Origin of the sequence: Fodinicola feengrottensis, from assembly GCF_010993775.1 — a bacterium.
GTDB classification, from domain to species: domain Bacteria; phylum Actinomycetota; class Actinomycetes; order Mycobacteriales; family HKI-0501; genus Fodinicola; species Fodinicola feengrottensis.
Genome location: NZ_WOTO01000029.1, coordinates 23014 through 39792 on the forward strand (window position 1 = coordinate 23014; position 16779 = coordinate 39792).

22 protein-coding genes and 2 pseudogenes are annotated in these 16779 nt (G+C 64.4%); 10 read left to right on the forward strand and 14 right to left on the reverse strand.

What is annotated here, in order from left to right; translation table 11 throughout:
- The first annotated feature begins 7 nt into the window (after nt 1–7).
- Entirely contained in the window at nt 8–415 is a 408-nt protein-coding gene (locus tag GNX96_RS25155) for a hypothetical protein (RefSeq protein WP_279581430.1), read from the forward strand.
- A gap of 60 nt (nt 416–475) precedes the next feature.
- Here the strand turns inward: GNX96_RS25155 and GNX96_RS25160 are convergent, their stop codons facing one another.
- Both GNX96_RS25160 and GNX96_RS55040 read right to left on the reverse strand, forming a co-directional pair.
- Nucleotides 476–910, reverse strand: a complete 435-nt coding sequence (locus tag GNX96_RS25160; protein WP_163569978.1) for a hypothetical protein — start codon at nt 908–910, stop codon at nt 476–478.
- Between the two features lie 185 nt (nt 911–1095).
- On the reverse strand, nt 1096–1224 hold the full coding sequence (locus GNX96_RS55040; protein WP_279581431.1) for a VOC family protein: 129 nt from the start codon (nt 1222–1224) through the stop codon (nt 1096–1098).
- Nucleotides 1225–1355: 131 nt separating this feature from the next.
- Between GNX96_RS55040 and GNX96_RS25170 the strand changes: the two genes are divergently transcribed.
- Nucleotides 1356–1745, forward strand: a complete 390-nt coding sequence (locus GNX96_RS25170) for a TetR/AcrR family transcriptional regulator C-terminal domain-containing protein (RefSeq protein ID WP_279581432.1) — start codon at nt 1356–1358, stop codon at nt 1743–1745.
- Nucleotides 1746–1940: 195 nt separating this feature from the next.
- A complete protein-coding gene (locus tag GNX96_RS55045) occupies nt 1941–2099 on the forward strand; it encodes a hypothetical protein (protein ID WP_279581433.1) in 159 nt (52 codons plus the stop codon).
- 104 nt (nt 2100–2203) lie between these two features.
- On the opposite strand, the gene GNX96_RS55050 is transcribed toward GNX96_RS55045, so the two are convergent.
- Complete coding sequence (locus GNX96_RS55050; protein ID WP_279581434.1) at nt 2204–3271, reverse strand: hypothetical protein; 1068 nt, start codon at nt 3269–3271, stop codon at nt 2204–2206.
- Nucleotides 3272–3593: 322 nt separating this feature from the next.
- Between GNX96_RS55050 and GNX96_RS64780 the strand changes: the two are divergent.
- The 5 genes and pseudogenes from GNX96_RS64780 to GNX96_RS25195 all read left to right on the forward strand — a co-directional run.
- Nucleotides 3594–3803 (forward strand): annotated as a pseudogene (locus GNX96_RS64780) (prolyl oligopeptidase family serine peptidase); the annotation flags it as partial.
- Nucleotides 3804–3981: 178 nt separating this feature from the next.
- Complete coding sequence (locus tag GNX96_RS55060; protein WP_279581436.1) at nt 3982–4203, forward strand: alpha/beta hydrolase family protein; 222 nt, start codon at nt 3982–3984, stop codon at nt 4201–4203.
- A 615-nt stretch (nt 4204–4818) separates the two neighbouring features.
- Entirely contained in the window at nt 4819–5352 is a 534-nt protein-coding gene (locus tag GNX96_RS25185) for an SRPBCC domain-containing protein (protein ID WP_163569979.1), read from the forward strand.
- 176 nt (nt 5353–5528) lie between these two features.
- The gene (locus GNX96_RS25190; RefSeq protein WP_279581437.1) at nt 5529–6380 is read left to right on the forward strand and encodes a helix-turn-helix domain-containing protein; all 852 of its coding nucleotides are present in this window, start codon (nt 5529–5531) and stop codon (nt 6378–6380) included.
- Between the two features lie 65 nt (nt 6381–6445).
- A pseudogene (locus GNX96_RS25195) lies at nt 6446–7029 on the forward strand (dihydrofolate reductase family protein).
- A gap of 390 nt (nt 7030–7419) precedes the next feature.
- On the opposite strand, the gene GNX96_RS25200 reads toward GNX96_RS25195, so the two are convergent.
- The 10 genes from GNX96_RS25200 to GNX96_RS25225 are packed head-to-tail and all read right to left on the reverse strand — an operon-like array spanning nt 7420 to nt 13438.
- Nucleotides 7420–8421 (reverse strand): ABC transporter permease, encoded by a 1002-nt coding sequence (locus tag GNX96_RS25200; protein ID WP_163569981.1) that lies wholly within the window; start codon nt 8419–8421, stop codon nt 7420–7422.
- Nucleotides 8418–9941, reverse strand: a complete 1524-nt coding sequence (locus GNX96_RS25205) for a sugar ABC transporter ATP-binding protein (protein WP_279581438.1) — start codon at nt 9939–9941, stop codon at nt 8418–8420. The genes GNX96_RS25200 and GNX96_RS25205 overlap by 4 nt, the downstream gene beginning before the upstream one ends.
- Before the next feature lie 6 nt (nt 9942–9947).
- Nucleotides 9948–10859 carry a Gfo/Idh/MocA family protein gene (locus GNX96_RS25210; protein WP_279581439.1) on the reverse strand — a complete coding sequence of 304 codons (912 nt, stop codon included), beginning with the start codon at nt 10857–10859 and terminating at the stop codon, nt 9948–9950.
- Nucleotides 10852–11106 carry a Gfo/Idh/MocA family oxidoreductase gene (locus tag GNX96_RS55065; RefSeq protein WP_279581440.1) on the reverse strand — a complete coding sequence of 85 codons (255 nt, stop codon included), beginning with the start codon at nt 11104–11106 and terminating at the stop codon, nt 10852–10854. The genes GNX96_RS25210 and GNX96_RS55065 overlap by 8 nt, the downstream gene beginning before the upstream one ends.
- A gap of 50 nt (nt 11107–11156) precedes the next feature.
- Nucleotides 11157–11456 carry a type 1 periplasmic-binding domain-containing protein gene (locus GNX96_RS55070; protein ID WP_279581441.1) on the reverse strand — a complete coding sequence of 100 codons (300 nt, stop codon included), beginning with the start codon at nt 11454–11456 and terminating at the stop codon, nt 11157–11159.
- Nucleotides 11456–12325, reverse strand: a complete 870-nt coding sequence (locus GNX96_RS25215; protein WP_279581442.1) for a substrate-binding domain-containing protein — start codon at nt 12323–12325, stop codon at nt 11456–11458. Before GNX96_RS25215 ends, GNX96_RS55070 begins: the two co-directional genes overlap by 1 nt.
- Nucleotides 12322–12504 carry a hypothetical protein gene (locus tag GNX96_RS64785; RefSeq protein WP_390624140.1) on the reverse strand — a complete coding sequence of 61 codons (183 nt, stop codon included), beginning with the start codon at nt 12502–12504 and terminating at the stop codon, nt 12322–12324. The genes GNX96_RS25215 and GNX96_RS64785 overlap by 4 nt, the downstream gene beginning before the upstream one ends.
- Nucleotides 12488–12748 (reverse strand): sugar phosphate isomerase/epimerase family protein, encoded by a 261-nt coding sequence (locus GNX96_RS64790; RefSeq protein ID WP_390624141.1) that lies wholly within the window; start codon nt 12746–12748, stop codon nt 12488–12490. Before GNX96_RS64790 ends, GNX96_RS64785 begins: the two co-directional genes overlap by 17 nt.
- Nucleotides 12655–13173, reverse strand: coding sequence for a hypothetical protein (locus GNX96_RS55080; protein ID WP_279581444.1), 519 nt, complete (start codon nt 13171–13173; stop codon nt 12655–12657). The genes GNX96_RS64790 and GNX96_RS55080 overlap by 94 nt, the downstream gene beginning before the upstream one ends.
- A gap of 40 nt (nt 13174–13213) precedes the next feature.
- Entirely contained in the window at nt 13214–13438 is a 225-nt protein-coding gene (locus tag GNX96_RS25225; protein WP_163569982.1) for a hypothetical protein, read from the reverse strand.
- A 180-nt stretch (nt 13439–13618) separates the two neighbouring features.
- On the opposite strand from GNX96_RS25225, the gene GNX96_RS25230 reads away from it, so the two are divergent.
- Complete coding sequence (locus GNX96_RS25230; protein WP_163569983.1) at nt 13619–14914, forward strand: ROK family protein; 1296 nt, start codon at nt 13619–13621, stop codon at nt 14912–14914.
- 141 nt (nt 14915–15055) lie between these two features.
- Here GNX96_RS25230 and GNX96_RS25235 read toward each other — a convergent pair whose 3' ends face one another.
- Complete coding sequence (locus tag GNX96_RS25235; RefSeq protein WP_163569984.1) at nt 15056–15988, reverse strand: LysR family transcriptional regulator; 933 nt, start codon at nt 15986–15988, stop codon at nt 15056–15058.
- Between the two features lie 71 nt (nt 15989–16059).
- Here GNX96_RS25235 and GNX96_RS25240 point away from each other — a divergent pair, with 71 nt between their 5' ends.
- Nucleotides 16060–16767: a class I SAM-dependent methyltransferase gene (locus GNX96_RS25240; protein WP_163569985.1), complete on the forward strand. Its 708-nt coding sequence runs from the start codon at nt 16060–16062 to the stop codon at nt 16765–16767.
- Nucleotides 16768–16779: the final 12 nt, after the last annotated feature.

Consider the following 16779-nt stretch of genomic DNA (forward strand, 5'->3'; position numbering starts at 1 on the left):
GGCTGTGATGGCACTTGGAACAGGTGTTGTCTTGCCGCAATCGGCAAGTGCGACCACAATCGGCTATTCCTGTCTGAAATACCAGGGCGAGGCGCATAACTACTGCGGCGGTTATTACAAATTGCTGCCGACGCAAAGCCTCGATGCGGGCGGCGGATACAGCCTCCGCATGGACCCCCACGGGTATTTACTGCTGCTCCACAACGGGTCGGCGCACTGCTGGCAGTCGGGGGGCAACGTTGCAGGTTCGTACGCCGTCTATCAGGGCGACTTCAACTTTGTGATATACCCGGACGGCAGCAATCATGCAACTTGGGCCTCGGGTAAACATTCGGGCCAGACCGTAAATATCAACAGCAGCGGCCAGCTCTATGTTGGAACGTACGAATATTTTTCAAATCCGCACAACTGTTAACTCGTCTCTGAGAGGAGGTGTTGCCAGACCTCTCCTCTCCTCACATCAGGTGATCTGCTGTCATGGGTCGGATGCTTTTGCTAACTCTGGTGAACGACGACGCAAGACTATGAATGTAGGACGCGCGAAGTGACGGATCGTCGATCGCCCGTTGACACGGGCGATCGACGATCCGTCACCCGCTTCTTGTTGACCATTTCGTAGCCGGCTGCCACGATTTGGTGCCGTCGGTGCAGAGCGACTGCGCCGCGTAGTGTCCTCCACCGACACGTCCCGACCGAAACCGATCCCAACGGTGGACACGTACCCGGAGTCGAAATACCCGGCCGGCAGCGCGAGCAGGTGGCCGTTGGTGTCGAAAATATCGTTGACCACCGCAGTGGCGGGGTCGCCGACGAACACGCATGACACCAGGCCCTTGCGGACCAGCCGTTCGTCCCAGTTCTTCAGGTCTCCCAATTCTCGCCGGAGTTTCCGGCCTTTCATGATCAACATCGACGAATCCGCTGGTCAATGGGCATGACTCGGACGCCCCGTCGTATTACCCAAGTCGCCAGATTCTCGTCATGACGTACCTGCAGGGCCTGCACCATGGACGCGATGTTGCGCAGGCCCAGTTCGTTGGATGGTGCGGCCGGAGAACCCGGGAGGTGGTCCGGCCGGGCGAGGCTCGAGAGCTCCTACGTCGTTCCTCCATCGGGTGACTGCAGCATGACGATCTCGGTCGCCGCGCCGGTCATAACGATCACCGTGTCCAGGAACTCGCCGTCCACCCTCATTTTCTGGCCGGCCTCCAAGCCGATGCTCACGAAGTGAGCCGTTACAGCGTCAAGATCGGCAACGGTGATGCCGACGTGCCGGACCGGCCGATGCCGCCGACACCCGCCAATACCTCGAGCGACTCGGGCATCGTCTGCTCACCGGCCTGCTGGAACCGGAGGTGCTCCGGTTGCGCCGGCTCATCATCGGCGAGTCCAGCAGATTCCCCGACCTCGGCCGGCTCTACTGGGAGCAAGGTTTCACCAAAGGACTCACCACCCTGGCAAACGCAGTGCGAGACCTCTCAAAAGCGGGGCACCTGACAGTCGCGGACACCGATCAGGCCGCCAGCCAGTTCGCCGCCCTCATTCTCAGGATACCCGTCAACCAAGCACTCCTGCGCGGCCACGACACGATCACCGACACCGAAATCGCCGGCCATATCCAACGCGGCACCGACGCGTTCCTCACCCTCTACCACCGCAACACAAACAGATCGCCTGGCACACACCAGCATCCGTCCACTTCGGCACCGCCGACGCCATCGACCAAAACCGTCAGAACCCCCTGAACGCCGCCGACCACGCCCACCAGTCATGCCCAACCAAACCTGGATCAACCAACCAACACCCGAACCCAAACTAACTCTTTTTCCTGCCTGGGTGACTAACTGAGTGACTATGCAGCGTCGCCACCCTCGCGGACCGACCGCCAGACGTAGATGCCGAAGCGTTCGTGACTCCAGCCGATCTCCGTCACCGGAGCCATGCTTTGCCTTTTCGCCGTACGCCACGACGTGCGTCCACTCAAGGGCGCGCAGCTCCTCCGTACGAGCGCCGGTCAGCAGCGACAGCACGACGTACGCGTGCAGCCTGGACCATTCCGCCGCGACGAGGACGCCTTCCGCCTGGTCGAGGATGAGTGACTTGGATGGCCGACCGTCTTGGCCGGTCGGGATCTCCGCCAGCTCCCCAAGCCGCCGAGGGATAAATGGCACTGTCAGGTATTCCAACTGTCGGAATAGGTCGCCTATCCGAACGCTCGGGCGGGCGGGCGGGCGGGCGACGGTGGACGGTTGACGGTTGATGTTGGCAAGCTGACGGCATGACAGGTTTGATCGCCGAACTCGTGGTCGATGGTCGCATCCCGCAGACCCCAGCTCTTGCTCCGAACGGGCATCTGCTCTGTTACGTTCTCGCCCCCACCAGCCAAATCGGTGATCACCTGGACACCGCACTCTGGCTCGCCGACATCAAAGGCGACGGTGTGTGGCGCCGGGCGACCGCCGACACCGCGACGGAGTCCCGGCCTCGCTGGTCCGCGGACTCTCGCACGCTGTGCTTCCTGTCCGACCGCGCCGAGCGTGGTACCGCGCAGCTGCAGCGGCTTACTCGCACGAATCACGTGGTGATCGCGTTGACCAGCTGGCGTGCTGGCATCATCGATCACCTGCCGCTCGCCGATCCCAACCTGGTTGCTTTGCTGGCCGAGGACGAGCCCACCGAGCAGGACACGCGCCGCGTCCAGGACCGCGACGACGCCATTGTCGTCGGTGAGCGCGAACCCGGTGCCCGGTTGCGCCTGCTCGACCTGCGCACCGGCCACGTCACCACCCCGAACGTGTTCGGGGACCGGCACGTCGTGGAACTGCGGCAACGACCTGACGGCGGCCCGCTCGCCGTACTCACCCAAGCCAGCGCCGACCCTGACTATGGCCCCCGCACCGGCCAACTGCACCTGTTCGACCCCACAACGGGGACCGCGGAGGACCTCGGACCGGTCGAGGCCGACGCACACTCTCTGGCCTGGTGGCCGGGCGAGGACGGTTGGCACCTCGGTTACATCGCACTCACCCCGCCGGTCCTGCAAGCCGGTACGGCCGTGTTCGACCTGGCTATGGACAGCTGCGTCCGCCGCAACCGCACCGCCGACCTTCCCATGTGCCCCACCGAACTGTGCCAAACCGGCGCCGCACCGCTGGTGGTGTTTGCCGACGGCCTGAACGCGACCCTGGCCCGGCTCGACCCCGACGGTCCCACGCCGCTGTCGCAGCACCCCGGCCATCTCGACGACCTCACCGCCCACCCCCGCCGGCACCGCGATCGCGGCAGTGACCGGCACCCGCTACCAACCCGCAAACGTTCACGTAGGGCCGCCCACCGGGCCACTGCGCAAGGTCACGGACACCCGTCCGGAACTGAACGGCGTCACCTTCGGCACCCAGCGACCGCTGGCCTACCGTGCCGCCGACGGCCTCGATCTGGATGGCCTGCTCGTACTGCCGGTCGGGAAATCCGTGTCGGACGGCCCGTCCCCGCTCGTCACGATCGTGCACGGAGGCCCCTACGGCCGGTACGCCGATTGCCTGCAGCTGTTCTGGCACCCCAGCGCGCAGTGGCTGGCCGCTGCTGGATACGCGGTGTTCCTGCCCAATCCGCGCGGCGGCCAGGGCCACGGTCACGAGTTCGCGGCCAGCGTCGCTGGCCGGGTCGGTCAGCAGGAGTGGACCGACATCCTGACCGGCATCGACCTGCTCATCGCGGAGGGCGTCGCTGACCCCGATCGGCTGGGCATCGCCGGCGGGAGCCACGGCGGGTTCATGGCCGCCTGGGCCGTCGGGCAGACCGATCGGTTTCGCGCGGCGTTGGTCAGCGCCGGTGTCACCGACTGGGGAATGCTCGCCGCGACCGGGGAGAACGGCCAGTTCGAGGCCGCGCTCGGCGGGCAGCACCGGGTGGGAGGGAATCGGCCCACACCCACACGATGCGGTCAGCCCGGTCTCCTTCGCCGGCCGCGTCCGCACCCCGGTGCTCATCCTGCATGGCGCCGAGGACACCAACGTTCCTCTCGGGCAGGCCGTGTACTTCCACCGGGCACTGCGCCACTTCGGCGCCGAGCACGAGTTCGTGATCTACCCCAGAGAGGGCCACTCGATCCAGGAACGCAACCACCAACTCGACTTCCTGCGCCGCACCCGCTCCTGGTTCGACCGCTGGCTCCGACCGGCGGACGACGGTGCAGATAACTGAGCAGAAGCGGACACGGCGCCGCTTGCCCCTTCGTCGCACCCTCCCTCTGAAGAAGACCAACTTGCGAAGCTGATGAGCAAATCGGTCAGCAAAATCCGCTACTCCGACACCAGGATCGCGTACCGACCACCGCGGCCATCTTCGTTTCCGCGTTTCTCGCGGCGGCGACTGGTATCACCGCGATCGCCGTCTGGTCGTTCGATCGTACGGACAGCTTCAGGGCATCAGCGGGCTGCACTCTGACGCAGTGGCCGAAGACGTGAACAACTCGGCCCGCACTGTAGATGTCATGGTGGTCGTGTGGCGCCGCTTTCATCCGTCGGGGATGGGAGCGTGCTGGGCGGCTCGTACGATTCGCGCCGCGTCGGGCGGCAACAAGACCCCAGTGGTCACGTCAAGCTGTTGGATTCAGGCATAGAGACGCTCGTGCCGCTAAAGACCTCCGCCCGGCAGTCGATCGGCAGTTTGGGGGTGCGGCCGGCTTGCCGTACATGATCGCGACGAACGGCGGAGGCCCTGTCGACACGTGGCGCCAAGACTTTCGGCCGTCCTCTACATCCCGCCATCGTTATATGCTGGACGGAGTATATTGATGGCGACGAAGGGATCAGGTGGATGAACGAGGGTGTTGTCGAAGAGCGGGACGGCATGGTGACCTTCCGGTACGAGCGCCGGTTGCGCAAGCCGACCGAGGTGGTCTGGAAGGCGATCACCGATCCGGACGAGGTAGGGAAGTGGGCCGGGTCTCGACCGGATATCGACCTGCGGCCGGGTGGCGAGTACGTCTCGTATCATGGCGAGGGCATCGATCCGGTGGTCGACCGGATCGTACGCGTGGAGCCGCCGCGACTCTTCGAGCACACCTTCTGGGTGCACATCAATCCGTCCGCGCTGGTGGCCTGGGAGCTGACGTCCACCGAGGCCGGCTGCGAGTTGGTGCTGACGCACACGATCTCAGTGGCTGACCTGCGCGCGGCCTCGGAGACGCTCGCGGCTGGCGACTCGATCGCGGTGATCATGTCCCGCAACGGCGCCGGTTGGCACCACCTCCTGGACCTGTTGGAGGCGAGTTTCGACGGCAGTGCCGTGGCGTGGAGTCCGGAGATGCGCAAGGACCTGCAGGATGCGTACGCCGCGATGTTGTCCTAGGTCCCGCAGCGGTCGGTCAGATCTCCGCCGGGCATCGGCGCATCACTGTCGAGAAGCAGTCCGCCGTGGCCCCGTCGTCGGTGGCACGGGCGTCACTGTGGCGCTGGACCGCGAGGACCCGAGCGGCAGCGCGGGCTGGACCATGCCCGGCTCGCGCTGGCGGCTGCGCGTCGGCGATGCTGTGGACGTGGAGTACGTGTCCCAGAGTGCCGCGATCGCCGCTGGACGGGCTGATCGACGACCTTTACTACCTGGAGGGTGCGTCGCCGTACGCCCGGTTGACGCTGCCGCCGATGCCGGGGGCGTTCCTCATCATCAACCTCGGGGCGCCGTTCCGCATCCGCGCCGGCACCGACATCGAGACGGCCGAGTACGCAGACGGCTGCGTGGTCACCACGCCCACTCGCGCGTTGGAGTTCGGCTACCCACGCTGGACCCGGTCCGTCGGCGTGCACTTCAAGCCGTGGGGACCGGCGCCCTTCCTGCCGATGCCCGCGGCCGAGCTGTGCGACCGGCCGGTCACGGTAGAGCAGGTTTGGGGTCGGCCTGCCGTTGCTGAGCTGCGAGACCGGCTGGCCACGGCGGACGGACCGCACGAGATGCTGACGCTGCTCGAGGAGGAGCTGATGCGACGGCTGCGCGAGACCGCCGGCCTGGGGCTGGTCCGCCATACGAGCAGCGTCCTCGCGGCGACCAGCGGCGCGGTGGCGATCGGCGACCTGAGCGTGACAGCCGGTGTCAGCAGCACTCATCTGGCACAGCGGTTCAAGGAACTCATCGGCGTCACACCGAAGCGACTGGCCCGTACCTACCGCTTCGCCGCCACCGTGTTCGCGATCGACCCCACCAGACCGGTCGACTGGGCCGACCTCGCCGGTGGCGCAGGCTACTTCGACCAGGCCCACTTCGGTCACGAGTTCCGGGCGTTCACCGGGCTCACGCCGACCCGGTACGTCGAAGTCCGGCGGCAGTTCCTGCGTGAACATCCCGGCCACGCACTGGACAGCTGGCCCCTGCCGACCGATTGATTTCTTACAAGAGCGACAGCTCACGACACGCTATTTTGGAGGCACCCAAAGCAAAGGAGAGCCTCGTGGGCAAGGTGGTCATGTACAGCTCGGTGTCAGTGGACGGCTTCGTCGCGGACGAGAATGACCAACCCGGACCGCTGTTCGACTGGCTGTCCACCGGTGACGTCCCGTTGGACGAGAGCGGCGCCTTGAAGGTGTCGCAGACCTCCTACGACTACACCCGGCCGTACTGGGACCAGATCGGGACGACACTCGTCGGCCGCCACGTCTTCGACATCACGGACGGCTGGGACGGGAAGCCTCCGGGCGGGATCGACCACGTAGTCGTCGTGACGCACCGGCCGCACCCCGAGGGCTGGGACCCCGAGGCACCGTTTTTCACTTCGTCGACGGCGTCGAGGCAGCCATGGCCAAGGCACAGGAGCTCGCAGGTGACCGCATGGTCGAGGTCGCCGCTGGCGACGTCGGTGGCCAAGTGCTTGCCGCGGGCTTGATCGACGAGGTACGCATGGACGTAGTACCCGTCGTGTTCGGGTCCGGCAAGCGCTACTTCGGATCGGTCCACGCGCAGCACCTGTTGGAGGATCCTGACGTGGCGATTCGCGGCAACCGAGTGCTTCACCTGCGCTATCAGGTGCGCCGTTGACCGATCTGAGCGGGCACGCGAAGAAATCCACCGCGAACGGTGACACAAGACCCTGGACGGGCAATGTGGCGTCAAGACCTCGACACGCTAACTTGACAGGGAACAGCATCGCCTCGACCACGGCGTCCATACAGGTCAATCAGCGCGTCTAGAACAAAGTCGAGTAGTAGGTTCTAACTGCGCTCTTCGCCAGGCAATCAGCATTTTCACGCCCACCTGATGCAATTCCCGAGTGTTGTCGTACCTCCCTGCCACGCGCAGACAGAGGTCACCGGCAGTCCAGAATGCGAGACATCCGCGGCCAATATCCCCGGAATGCGTACGTACCCCGCACCCGGCCACCAACACACCTGAACCGTCCTGCGGACAGCACGGTCTTGGCTGTCTCCGCTATTTTCGGCGGGCCAGGGCAACGGCGATAATGATGATGACGCCGCGGATGATTTGTTGTTGGGCTGTGTCGAGGCCGGCGAGGATGAGTGCGTTGTTGATCAGCCCAATCAGCAGGGCGCCGAAGAGCGAGCCGACGATTTTGCCGCTGCCACCGAAAAGGCTGGTTCCGCCGAGGATGACCGCGGCGATCACGGAGAGCTCGTCGCCGGTTCCCCATTGAAACCGGCCGGACTGCAGACGGCCGGCGTAGAGCATACCGGCCACACTCGCGACCAAGGACATGAGGACCATGACGGTGAACTTGACGCGGCGGGTGTTGACGCCGCTAAAACGGGCGGCGACCGGATTTCCGCCGGTGGCGAGGACTTGGCGGCCGAATCGTGTCTTGGCCATCACCACGGCGCCGACAACGACGGCGATCACGGCCCACAGGAGCAGGCCCGGGATGGGCCCGAGGTCGCCGGAGCCGAAAATGGTGTTGAAGGTGTCGTTGAGGATCGGCTGCGGCGCGGACGAGGTGATCCATTGCGCCACGCCGACGGCGATTCCGAGCATCCCGAGTGTCACCAGGAACGAGGGAATGTTCAAGAGGGTCACCAATCCTCCGTTGATCACACCGACGAGCAGCCCAACGCCGAGACCGGCCGCGATGCCGGCGAACAGTCCGCCGTGGGTGACGGACATCGCGGCGACCACGCTGGCCAGGCCCGCGACTGAGCCGACGGACAGGTCGATTTCGGCGGACGCGATCACAAAGGTCATCGCGACGGCCATCACCGAGATGGTGGCCGTCTGCCGAAAGATGTTGAGCAGGTTGTTGCTGCTCAGAAAGCCACTGCCGTGCAGCAGAATGGCGAACAGCAGAAAGATGACGACGAAACCGACATAGATGACGTACGAATGCCAGTCTTCGCGGACTCTCGCCCATGCCCGCAGGTACGCCGGTTGGGATCTTGTCTCCCCGGCCAGATCCGATGGCAGGCCACGGGTGGTGGTCATGGCTGGTCGACTCCTTGGACGGCGGCTTGGAGGGTTTCTTCGCTCGAGATGTCCTCGCGCGGCAGGAGGATGCGTTCGACCGTTCCATCGCGCAGAATCAGGACGCGGTCACTAATCGCGAGTAGTTCGGGGAGTTCTGAGGAGATGACGATCACACCGAGTCCCTCGTCGGCGGCTTGGCGAATCATGGCGATGATGTCGGTTTTCGTGCCGATATCCACGCCGGCAGTGGGTTCGTCCATGATCAGCACAGCCGGTTTGGTCGCGAGCCACTTGGCGATGACCACTTTCTGCTGGTTGCCGCCGGACAGCAGTTTCACCGGACTGGTGGATGAGTTGAGCCGGACCTGCAGATCCTGGATGAGGTCGCCAGCGATTTTCCTGCCCTTGCGGTCATCGATCAGCGGACCGCGGTTCAACCGCGGCAGCAACGGCAACAGCAGGTTGTCCCGGACCGAGTGTTCGAGTACGAGTCCCTGTGCGCGCCTGTCCTCGGGGATAAGGGCGAGACCCGCTGAGATGGCCGCGCGCGGACTGGTCAGTTTGACTCGTTGACCGCGCAGGAAGACGTCGCCCTTGGTCGCTCTGTCTATACCGAACAGGCAACGGGCGAGTTCGGTGCGTCCGCTGCCCATCAATCCGGCGAGGCCGACGATTTCGCCGGGCGCCAGCGTGAATGTGACGTCACGTACGCGCGGGCCCGCGGTGAGGTTCCGCACTTCCAGCAGCGGCGCGGCGGCGTGATCGATCTTGCGTGGTCGCCACACCAGCGCGCCGTCGAGGCGCCGCCCGACGATGTGTTCGACGAGTTCGGCCGCGGTCAGCTCGCCGCAGGTGGCCGTGATTACGTTGCGTCCATCGCGAAGCACGGTCACCCGATCGGCGATCCGGTAGATCTCGTTCATCCGGTGGCTGATGTAGATGACCGAGATGCCGCGCGCCTTCAGCCGCTCGAGCAAGGCGAACAGCGCGTCTGCCTCGGTTTTCGCGAGGCTCGCGGTCGGCTCGTCCATGATCAGTACACGCGCCTTCTGGGCCAGCGCCTTCGCGATTTCGGTGAGCTGCCAGTACGCCGTACCAACGGAACCGAGCATGGCGTTCGGGTCGAGATCCACTCCCATGTCGGCGAACAGTTCCCGCGTTCGGCGAACAGACTCCCGGTCGCGCAGCAGCCCGAACCGATCGCGCGGCTCGCGGTTGAGGAAGATGTTCCGAGCCACGCTGAGCGTCGGGATCAGACTGAACTCCTGAAAAACCATCCCGATCCCGGCGGCCCGCGCGTCCTGCGTCGACCGGAGCCGGACTGTCTTCCCGTCGATTCGAATGTCCCCGGACTCGAGTTGATAGACCCCCTGAAGGATCTTCATCAACGTCGACTTGCCGGCACCGTTCTCACCGACCAGAGCGTGCGTTTCCCCGTGCCGCAAAGCGAAGTCGACACCAGCGAGGACCGGTACGCCGTTGAACGCCTTGCGAACACCGCGCATCTCGACCGCGAAGCGCGCCGCATTGTCGTTCATGCGGGATCAGCGCGCATGTGCCGCGGCCCGACTACGGTCCAGCATCGGCACGTCAACCCAGGCATCGGATTCCGCCGACGCGACGATCGCGTCGGAAATCAACGCGACCTGATAGCCATCTCCGAAGTCCGGGCTTACCGGTGTACCATCCACAATCGCCCGGAAAAGGTCGTTGGCCTCGATGATTTTCGTGTCGCCGTAGCCGATACCCAGCGCGGGGATGGGCCATAAGGCATCTCCGTACGGGTGCGCGGGTCCTGTGTGGACGGTGCGAAAACCTCGGCGATCATCCGGGTCGTCGGCGAAACACACCTGAAGTTCGTCACGCCGCTCGTAGTTGAACACGATCGAACCCTCAGTGCCATGCAGCTCAAATGTGAGGAAGTTGTTACGCCCGTACGCGTTGCGGGTGGCCTCGATGGATCCCACCGCGCCATTGCCGAAGCGAAGCAACGTCGACACCTCATCATCGACATCGACGATGCCCCAGGGCGTACCTGCCAGTCGACCGGCGCCCAGCCTGTCGAGACCTCCCGCGCCGGTCGGCCGTTTGGGAATGTACGTCCGCAGCATCGAGTTGACGGACGCGACTTCGCCGACCAGATAGCGAGCGAGGTCAAGCACGTGCGTGCCGATGTCGCCGAGCGCGCCCGATCCGGCAATCGACTTCTGGAATCGCCATGACAAGGGCGACTCTGGATCGGCCGACCAGTCCTGCAGGTAGGTGCCGCGAAAGTTCAGCACTTGCCCGATCGCACCTTCGTCGATATAGCGTTTAGCCAGGGCCACGGCCGGCGTACGCCGGTAGTTGAACGCCACCATGTTGACGATGCCGGCGGCACATCCGGCTTCGTACATTCCGCGTGCCTCCTCGCCAGTGCGGGCAAGCGGTTTCTCGCAGATGATGTGCTTACCCACGGTGGGCCGCCGCAACAGCAATCTCGGCGTGCAGGTCGTTCGGGGTGGCGATGTCGATGACGTCAATGTTCGGGTCATCGACAACACGCCGCCAGTCGCCAGTTGATCGCTCGTAGCCGTATCGAACGGCGGCCTCCGCCGCCAGTTCCGCGTTGACATCCGCGATCACGGATCGTATCGGCATCGCCGGGGGCGGCCAGAAGTACATTGGCAGGGCGGCGTACGCCAGCGAATGTGCCTTGCCCATGAATCCGGCGCCGATCAGCCCGATTCTGAGTGTGTTTTCACAGCGGTTCCTTACTTCTTGTAGGAGTTGGCGATCGCCGCCGGAGGCGGTGCGTGATAGACCTGCCCCCAGGCCTGAAGTACGTTCGTGTGGTCGACGGGCAGTGCATTGAGCGCCACGTACGGCGGCGCCGTCTTGCCGAGCAGCCCGTACGCGGCCAGTTTGGCTTCCACCGTCCCCTGGTCGAAGGGGCGCTGCGCGCCAAGCCCGGCGATCAGCGAGTCCTTTGCCAGCGCGATTGCCACATTGGTGCCCAGATCCTCGGTCGCGATAACAAGGTCGTTGCGGCCGTTCGCGCGCGCGGCGGCCATCACGCCTTCTGCCGGCACATCCCATACCGCCCAGAGATCCCGGTCAGGTCCGGATGTTTGGTGAGCATCGCATCGGCGGCTTTCTGCGCGTCGCCAGCGAAGTCCGGTCCAGCGATCCCGGTTGACTCGACGATCTGCAGATTCGGGTAGTCGTTCTTGAGTGTGGTCCTGAAACCGTCGTACCGCTGCTGGGTGACGAAGAAGTCCGCATTGTGGAAGACGACACCGATCTTGCCTTTGCCGCCGACGGCCTTCGCGAGCTCGTGTGCGGACACCACTCCATTGCCGTAGTTGTCCGCCGAGACCACACTGACGTAGCCGTGTCCCGCGGTCATCCCTTTGGGGACGTTGTCCATGAAAACAAGCTTGATGCCGGCGTCGGCGACTTTTTGGTACTGGGCCGCGGTCGCGACCGGATCGGTGGGAATCGAGACAATGACTTTGGGACGTAGCGCCATCACGGTCTCAAGATCAGAGACCTGTTTGCCGGGATCGAAGTTCGCGTCCGTAACGGCAAGGACCTTGATGCCGAGCTGGGCGAACTCGTTCTTCAGTCCGGCGATCTGGGCCACCGCCCAGTCGTTGCCCCCATAGTGCATCACGATCGCGGCGGTCGCGTGCATGGCCTTGACCCGCGCTATTTCCTGCGCGGTCAACGTCACCACACTCGCCGGGGAGGCCGTTTCTGCGTTCGGTCCCTTGCTGAGCACCGCGCCAGAGGCAATCTTGCGCAGCGCGGCGTCCGCTTGAGCGGTGATCGTGGAGTTCGTTCGACCGCCGTCGCCAGCCGACGATGAGGAACAGGCACTGGTGAACAGAACCAATGTCGCTGCCGCGGCGGCCAGCAAGCGCAGTGTTGACTGCTTCATGGCCGTTCTCCCTGGTTTGGAGGCCGAACATAGGAAAGTTCGTCGAGGTAGGTCTTGCTGAACTCCGCCGCTATCCGCGGATCCCCGTCGTAGTCATCCAGTTCAACCATCAGCCAACCGTCATAGGCTGCCTCCGTAATCGCCGTCATGATGGCGGGGAAGTCAAAGATCGCCGTCACCGAGTGGAAGGAACTGATGTGTGGCGAGCCGTACGTCCTTGAGATGGATGTGGCTGATCCGATCCGCATAGCGGCGGATGAGCGCAGCCGGATCCCCGCCTCCAGCGGCAAGATGTGCGGTATCTGGACAGAACCCGATCCTGGTGTCCTTCAACAGACGTTCGATGTCCTGCGGTCCTTCGACGATCGTCGACAGGTGAGGGTGGTAGGTGGCGGCGAGTCCCACGGACTCGGCAATGTCCACGACTCTGTCCAGAGCATCGGCGAGCCGGCCGTAGTCCTGGTCCGTCGTACCACTCGCCCGTTTTGCCCCCCGCCGCCAACGACAAATTGCTCAGCACCGAAAGTGGCGGCCAGTTCAGCGGCGCACTGCAACCGATAAAGCTCGTCGGGCAGGATGTCGTTGTAGATGAAATTCGCGCCGCTGTAGACACTGACCAGGCTTACGTTGGCACCGGCGAGCAGCTCGTGCAGCACTTCCGGTTTGTCCGCGTAGGCCGCGACATTACCGTCGAACATCTCCGTTCCCGCATATCCGGCCGCGGCAATGTCCCGCACCGCCTGCTCCGTCGAGCCGTTGGCGCGGTAGTAAAGATCCTTCACGCTGGTGACGCCGACCGGATGGCCGACAACCCCGCCCCACGTGATCGAGTGGTAACCGAGACGCATTTTCCAGGCCCTTCGGTGAGAATTCGATATCAGGCGACAATCAGCGGTCGCAAATCTCTGGTAAACCACCCGCAGGCCAGTTCTTCCGCCCGGCCCACCCCTGGCTGATCACCACCGTGCCGAGCGCACCGCGGGCCGTCCCGAAAAGCACCGTCGCGGCGTTCTCTATCGGGCCGTGACCAGCCACCTGCCGCGACGACTGCACGGGCGGCACCTCATGGATGGCACCGACACCGGCAATGCCGACACGCAATCTGTCTGTCATAAGAGTTCCTCGGACCGTCGTTGAGCGGTCATTCGGCTGGGCAGTCTGCCCGACAGGGCCGCAGCAGCTGCGGCCGGATGTGATCTAGGTTGCTCACGGTTACGCTAATGCTTGTGGTAAACAGAAGTCAACACGTTAGACTTCTAAGTCTGGCTACTGGAGGTCTAAATGGGGGCACTGATGGCAGAACCGGATGGCCAACCGCTGCTGGCCGAACAACTGGACACGCTGGTCACGGTGCTCGACCTGGCACGGTCAGGGACTGCGCGGACCCGCCCGGAGATCATCCGCCATTCCGGACTGGGACGTACCGTTGTCACCCAGCGCGTTGCGCACCTGATCGACGCGGGCCTGCTCGAAGAGGGAACACTCGGCCCTTCCAACGGCGGGCGGGCGCCACGACAGCTTCACTTTCGCGCCAACGCCGGACATCTGCTGGTCGCCGAGCTCGGCGCTACCAGCATCAGCGTCGGCATCGCCGACCTGGCCGGTCAACTTGTCGCCCAACAGGAAGAACCGTGGACCATAGCGAGCGGCGCAGAAGCGACGCTGATGAGGTCGGTCGAGCGAATGTTCGACACCATGCTCGACACCAGAAACCCTAACGATCCGCAGATCTGGGGCATCGGCGTCGGCGTACCCGGCCCGGTCGAGTTTGCCACCGGACGCCCGGTCGCGCCGCCGATCATGCCGGGTTGGGACGGCTATCAGGTACGCGATCGACTCGCTGAGCGCTACGACGTACCTGTCTGGGTCGACAACGAGGTCAACCTGATGGCGCTGGGCGAGTTCCGTGGCGGATTGGCGCGCGGCGAACGAGACCTGGTCTACCTGAAGATTGGTACGGGCATTGGAGCAGGCCTCATTTCCGCGGGACAACTTCACCGCGGCAACAAAGGATGCGCCGGCGATGTCGGCCACGTCGCCATCCTCGACGACGCCTCGGTGATCTGCCGCTGCGGCAACATTGGCTGCCTGGAAGCCTTCGCCGGCGGTGCCGCCCTGGCCCGGGACGGCTTGGCGGCAGCCACCGACGGTCGCAGCCCGTATTTAGCCAGATTATTATTAACGAAAGGCCATTCCATCGAGGCCCGCGACGTTGCGAAAGCAGCGACCCACGGCGACCTGGCCAGCGTCGAGCTGCTCACCCGATCCGGTCGGCTGGTCGGCGAGATGCTCGCCACCCTGGTGAACTTCTTCAACCCCTCACTCGTCCTGGTCGGGGGGGGCGGCGTCGCCGGCGCCGGCGATCTTCTGCTCGCCACCATCAAACAAACCGTCTACCGCAGATCCTTGCCATTGGCCACCAGAGACCTCCGCATCGCCCGCTCCCCGCTGGACGACCGGGCAGGGCTCATGGGCGCCGCATTCATGGTCATCGACGAACTCATGTCCCGCGAACGACTCACCGCGTGGATCGGACACAAATCACCGATAGGACGCTCGGATGTCGTACACCCGGTGCCCGTCCAATAGGATTCATCACCGACAGATCAGACACACACCCACAACGTCGCCCCAAAACGACGAATACCCAGCACCGCCGTTTCAGGCTCGTACGGCCAACGGCCCACGGGTTTATGCAGCATTGAAAAGAGGCGGTCGGCGACCAGCCGATCACTCATGAACCCGCAATACGGCCGGGAACTCACTCGTGTCGAGTTGTTTGGTACGCATAGCAAACATCTTCAACATTGCGGCGACCGGTGGGGTTTGGAACGGTTGCGCGACTGCGGCGGCATAGAGCGTCCGCGTTGGCAGTTCCGGGTGGGTACGGCGTACCGCCACGTCGGTGCGGATCGCCATCATCGCCGAAGCTGCGACGAGCGCAATGCCTACGCCGGCAGCGACCAACGCCTGTTTGCTGTTCCAGTCGTCACAGACGAAACCAATCTGCGGCGCGGATCCCAAGCCGTCGGCAAGTTGCGGCGCCGGGCCCAGGCAGTCCGGATGACCGCCCTCGATCCACGTTTCATCGCGTAGATCCCGCAGCCGCACGCGCTTCCGACCGGCCAGACGGTGCCCTACCGGCAACGCCACCAGCAACTCATCGTCGAGCAGTCTGTGCAGCTCAATGCCGTCGACGGGCGCAGCCAAATCCCAGGCTGTGAGCAGGGCGATGTCGGTACGACCGGCGCGTACCGCGGCAAGCGGTCCGGCTGGGTCGGGATGCGTGAGGCTGACCGATACGCCCGGATAGGCCGCGCGGAAACGACGGATCGCCGCGGGCACAAACGACGAGTTCACGCTCGGAAAGGCGGTCAGTCTGAGCTGCCCGGTGTCGAGCGTCGCGTACGCCGTCAGGTGAACTTCCATGGCTTTCAACCGCGCCAAAATCTCGTCGGCGAGGTCCACCGCCGCGGCGCCGGCGGCGGTGCTGCGTACGCCGCGCGGCACTCTTTGGAACAGGCTTACGCCGACGCGTTTCTCCAGGCCCGCGATCTGCCGGGAGACCGCCGGCTGCGTCATTGACAGGGCCCGCGCGGCCGCCGAGAAGGACCCCCGCCGAGCCACTTCGACCAGTACGCGCAGTGTCCACGGATCAAGCATGCATCGAGCGTATGTCAGACCCAAGCAACCTGCAGTTGTCCTGAAAGCCTGATCGGCAAACAGTAGACGGCATGATCCAGACGCAGATCGCGTACGTGACCGAACATCTCCCGGAGCCGGTACGGCTGCTTGACGCCGGCTGCGGCTCAGGCGACCTCGCCGCCGCGTTGACGGCCCGTGGCTACGACGTCACGGCCATCGACATCGATCCGAACGCAGTCGCGTCCGCGCGCAGCAAGGGGGTCGCCGCATTCGTTGCCGACATTGCCGACTATGACAACCAACCGTTTGATGCCGTGCTGTTTTCCTTTTCCCTGCATCATGTCGATCGCCTTGACGCCGCCATTGAACGAACCCGGGACCTGCTCAAAGCCGGCGGCACTCTGCTCGCCGACGAATTCGCCTGGGAACGCGCTGACGCCAAGACCGCCGGCTGGTTTTACGACATCCGTGTCCTGCTGGGAAAGGCGGGCGCGCTGGAAGGGCATCAGGACGAAGATCCAGTGGTGGAGCCACTGCGCAAATGGCAGCATCGACACGGCGTCGAGGATCCGATGCATCCGGGCGAACAGCTGGTCAAGGCGATCCGACGTCACTTCGACCTCGTCGAGTCAAGCCCAGCGCCCTACCTGCACCGCTACATTAACCCCACCGACCAAAGCGTATTTGCCGCTCTCAAGGAGATCGAACATCACCAGGTGAGCACCGGCGCGATTGCCGAGGTCGGCCTTCGACTCCGCGCCCTGCCAGCGTCACCGCTCACGGGACAAAGCAGCTGAGGCAGCGATCGG